This window comes from Blastococcus sp. SYSU DS0828, assembly GCF_054050975.1.
In genome coordinates, this window is record NZ_JBJHAK010000046.1 from 1 (window position 1) to 5203 (window position 5203).

At 59.1% G+C, this 5203-nt stretch carries 2 rRNA genes; both read right to left on the minus strand.

Annotation, left to right across the window (positions count from 1 at the left end):
* Positions 1-41: 41 nt before the first annotated feature.
* Positions 42-3165 (minus strand): 23S ribosomal RNA (locus ACI79Q_RS20730).
* A 444-nt stretch (positions 3166-3609) separates the two neighbouring features.
* Positions 3610-5126 (minus strand): 16S ribosomal RNA (locus ACI79Q_RS20735).
* Together the 16S and 23S rRNA genes form the textbook arrangement of a ribosomal RNA operon.
* Positions 5127-5203 lie beyond the last annotated feature (77 nt).

The window sequence follows — 5203 nt, forward strand, 5'->3', positions numbered from 1 at the left end:
TTGGTTGACCCTGGCACAGACCCCTCGTGGTGGAGGTGTGTGTGGTCAAGCCCTCGGCCTGTTAGTACCGGTCAGCTCCACACCTTGCGGTGCTTCCACTTCCGGCCTATCAACCCGCTGGTCTGGGCGGGGGCCTTACCCGGTTGACCCGGTGAGAGACCTCATCTTGAAGCGAGCTTCCCGCTTAGATGCTTTCAGCGGTTATCCCTGCCGAACGTAGCTAACCAGCAGTGCACCTGGCGGTACAACTGGCACACCAGAGGTTCGTCCGTCCCGGTCCTCTCGTACTAGGGACAGCTCTTCTCAAGTCTCTTACGCGCACGGCGGATAGGGACCGAACTGTCTCACGACGTTCTAAACCCAGCTCGCGTACCGCTTTAATGGGCGAACAGCCCAACCCTTGGGACCTACTCCAGCCCCAGGATGCGACGAGCCGACATCGAGGTGCCAAACCATCCCGTCGATATGGACTCTTGGGGAAGATCAGCCTGTTATCCCCGGGGTACCTTTTATCCGTTGAGCGACACCGCTTCCACATGCCGGTGCCGGGTCACTAGTCCCAGCTTTCGCTCCTGCTCGACCCGTCGGTCTCGCAGTCAAGCTCCCTTGTGCACTTGCACTCGACACCTGATTGCCAACCAGGCTGAGGGAACCTTTGGGCGCCTCCGTTACATTTTGGGAGGCAACCGCCCCAGTTAAACTACCCACCTGACACTGTCCCTGATCCGGATCACGGACCGAGGTTAGACATCCAATTCGACCAGAGTGGTATTTCAACGGCGACTCCACGAACACTGGCGTGCCCGCTTCGCAGTCTCCCACCTATCCTACACAAGCCGAACCGAACACCAATATCAAGCTATAGTAAAGGTCCCGGGGTCTTTCCGTCCTGCCGCGCGTAACGAGCATCTTTACTCGTAGTGCAATTTCGCCGAGCCTGTGGTTGAGACAGCTGAGAAGTCGTTACGCCATTCGTGCAGGTCGGAACTTACCCGACAAGGAATTTCGCTACCTTAGGATGGTTATAGTTACCACCGCCGTTTACTGGCGCTTGAGTTCTGAGCTTCGCCTTGCGGCTAACCCGTCCCCTTAACGTTCCAGCACCGGGCAGGCGTCAGTCCGTATACATCGTCTTACGACTTCGCACGGACCTGTGTTTTTAGTAAACAGTCGCTTCTCACTGGTCTCTGCGGCCACCCACCGCTGCCCCGCGCAAGGCGGTTCACAGCAGATGGCCCCCCTTCTCCCGAAGTTACGGGGGCATTTTGCCGAGTTCCTTAACCACAGTTCGCTCGATCGCCTCGGTATTCTCTACCTGACCACCTGAGTTGGTTTGGGGTACGGGCCGCTCGGAACTCGCTAGAGGCTTTTCTCGGCAGCATAGGATCATCCAATTCGCCTCAATCGGCTATGCGTCGGGCCTCACCCTCATGCGGAACGGATTTGCCTATTCCGCGGGCCACACCCTTGCACCGGTACTACCACTCACCGGTAGGACTACCTTCCTGCGTCACCCCATCGCTTGCCTACTACCAGTCCGGGTCCCCAGCTCCACCGGATCGCCCACAAGTGGGCTCACCGGCTTCGGTGGGTTAGCATCGCTGGGTTCAGCATGGGCGTTCCTTCGCGGGTACGGGAATATCAACCCGTTGTCCATCGACTACGCCTGTCGGCCTCGCCTTAGGTCCCGACTCACCCTGGGCGGATTAGCCTGGCCCAGGAACCCTTGGTCTTCCGGCGGGGGAGGTTCTCACTCCCCTCTCGCTACTCATGCCTGCATTCTCACTCGTGTGGCGTCCACGGCTGGATCACTCCGCCGCTTCCACCGCCACACGACGCTCCCCTACCCATCCACACACCTGGCCGGCACCTGAAGAGGTGTCGGCGGGCGAACGTGTGAATGCCACGGCTTCGGCGGTGTGCTTGAGCCCCGCTACATTGTCGGCGCGGAACCACTTGACCAGTGAGCTATTACGCACTCTTTCAAGGGTGGCTGCTTCTAAGCCAACCTCCTGGTTGTCTCTGCGATCCCACATCCTTTTCCACTTAGCACACGCTTAGGGGCCTTAGCCGATGATCTGGGCTGTTTCCCTCTCGACTACGAACCTTATCGCCCGCAGTCTCACTGCCACGCTCTCACTTACCGGCATTCGGAGTTTGGTTGACGTCAGTAACCTTGTGGGGCCCATCGGCCATCCAGTGCTCTACCTCCGGCAAGAAACACGTGACGCTGCACCTAAATGCATTTCGGGGAGAACCAGCTATCACCGAGTTTGATTGGCCTTTCACCCCTACCCACAGCTCATCCCCCAGGTTTTCAACCCTGGTGGGTTCGGTCCTCCACGCGGTCTTACCCGCGCTTCAACCTGGCCATGGGTAGATCACTCGGCTTCGGGTCTAGAGCACGCGACTCAAACGCCCTGTTCGGACTCGCTTTCGCTACGGCTACCCCACACGGGTTAACCTCGCCACGTACCGCTAACTCGCAGGCTCATTCTTCAAAAGGCACGCAATCACCCCTCCACCGAAGTGGATAAGGCTCTCACGGCTTGTAGGCACACGGTTTCAGGTACTATTTCACTCCCCTCCCGGGGTACTTTTCACCTTTCCCTCACGGTACTTGTCCGCTATCGGTCACCAGGGAGTATTCAGGCTTAGCGGGTGGTCCCGCCGGATTCACACCGAATTTCACGGGCTCGGTGCTACTTGGGAAACAAGTTCGGGAGGGACTGCGTTTTCGTGTACGGGGCTCTCACCCTCTACGGCGACCCTTTCCAGAGGCCTTCCACTAACACAAGTCCTTTATGACTCCCCGCACCCCCGGCAGAGGATGCAGAACTGTCCCACGACCCCGACCACACAACGCCTGCCGGCTATCACATGCGATCGGTTTAGCCTCTTCCGCTTTCGCTCGCCACTACTCACGGAATCACTGTTGTTTTCTCTTCCTGTGGGTACTGAGATGTTTCACTTCCCCACGTTCCCTCCACACGCCCTATGTGTTCAGGCGCGGGTCACACCACATGACTGGTGCGGGGTTCCCCCATTCGGAAATCCTCGGATCAACGCTCGGTTGACAGCTCCCCGAGGCTTATCGCAGCCTCCTACGTCCTTCATCGGCTCCTGGTGCCCAGGCATCCACCGTGTGCCCTTAACAACTTGGCCACACAAAAATCCCGCCCCACACCCCCGGAAGGAAATGATGAGACGGGCCTACAACACTTGAACTCTGCAAACAGAGTCAGAAGATGCTCGCGTCCACTGTGCAGTTCTCAACGTACGACCAGCAACCCCCCACCACGCCACCGCCAGCCCCGGAAAACCCCGGGCGGTACGACAACAGGAAGGCCCTGACACGAAGAAACGGTCACCCGCTCCCTCAGGACCCAACAGCGTGCCTACGACCAACCACCCACTCCCACCCCGCTCCACGCACACACAAGTGTGTGCAGTACTAGGGGCAGCACCAGGCCGCCGGCCGAACGAGTCAGCGTTCCACCCTCGAGCACCACCCCACACGCTCCGCCGGCACCCCCAGACGGGGCACCGATCACGGTGTGGGCGCGGCTCTGGACCACCACAACCAGTGTGGCGGCCAGTGCTCCTTAGAAAGGAGGTGATCCAGCCGCACCTTCCGGTACGGCTACCTTGTTACGACTTCGTCCCAATCGCCGATCCCGCCTTCGACGGCTCCCTCCACAAGGGTTGGGCCACCGGCTTCGGGCGTTACCGACTTTCGTGACGTGACGGGCGGTGTGTACAAGGCCCGGGAACGTATTCACCGCAGCGTTGCTGATCTGCGATTACTAGCGACTCCAACTTCATGGGGTCGAGTTGCAGACCCCAATCCGAACTGAGACCGGCTTTTTGGGATTCGCTCCACCTCGCGGTATCGCAGCCCTTTGTACCGGCCATTGTAGCATGTTTGCAGCCCTAGACATAAGGGGCATGATGATTTGACGTCATCCCCACCTTCCTCCGAGTTGACCCCGGCAGTCTCCTATGAGTCCCCGACATTACTCGCTGGCAACATAGGACGAGGGTTGCGCTCGTTGCGGGACTTAACCCAACATCTCACGACACGAGCTGACGACAACCATGCACCACCTGTGCACGGCCCTTACGGACCCCCCATCTCTGGAGGATTTCCGTGCATGTCAAGCCTAGGTAAGGTTCTTCGCGTTGCATCGAATTAAGCAACATGCTCCGCCGCTTGTGCGGGCCCCCGTCAATTCCTTTGAGTTTTAGCCTTGCGGCCGTACTCCCCAGGCGGGGCGCTTAATGCGTTAGCTGCGGCACGGAACTCGTGGAATGAGCCCCACACCTAGCGCCCAACGTTTACGGCGTGGACTACCAGGGTATCTAATCCTGTTCGCTCCCCACGCTTTCGCTCCTCAGCGTCAGTTTCGGCCCAGAGACCCGCCTTCGCCACCGGTGTTCCTCCTGATATCTGCGCATTTCACCGCTACACCAGGAATTCCAGTCTCCCCTGCCGAACTCAAGTCCGCCCGTATCGACTGCAGGCCTGAGGTTGAGCCTCAGGTTTTCACAGCCGACGCGACGAACCGCCTACGAGCTCTTTACGCCCAATAATTCCGGACAACGCTTGCACCCTACGTATTACCGCGGCTGCTGGCACGTAGTTGGCCGGTGCTTCTTCTGCAGGTACCGTCACTCTCGCTTCGTCCCTGCTGAAAGAGGTTTACAACCCGAAGGCCGTCATCCCCCACGCGGCGTCGCTGCGTCAGGCTTCCGCCCATTGCGCAATATTCCCCACTGCTGCCTCCCGTAGGAGTCTGGGCCGTGTCTCAGTCCCAGTGTGGCCGGTCACCCTCTCAGGCCGGCTACCCGTCGTCGCCTTGGTAGGCCACTACCCCACCAACAAGCTGATAGGCCGCGGGCCCATCCTCAGCCGATAAATCTTTCCACCACCAGACCATGCGGTCAGCGGTCACATCCGGTATTAGCCCCAATTTCTTGGAGTTATCCCAGAGCTGAGGGCAGGTTGCCCACGTGTTACTCACCCGTTCGCCACTGATCCCCACCGAAGTGGTTCACCGTTCGACTTGCATGTGTTAAGCACGCCGCCAGCGTTCGTCCTGAGCCAGGATCAAACTCTCCGTAGATGATTTGATCGCAGCTGAGAACCGCGAGCTGACACTCGCGATATCAATCAACCAAAGGAATCCCAGCCCCAACCACA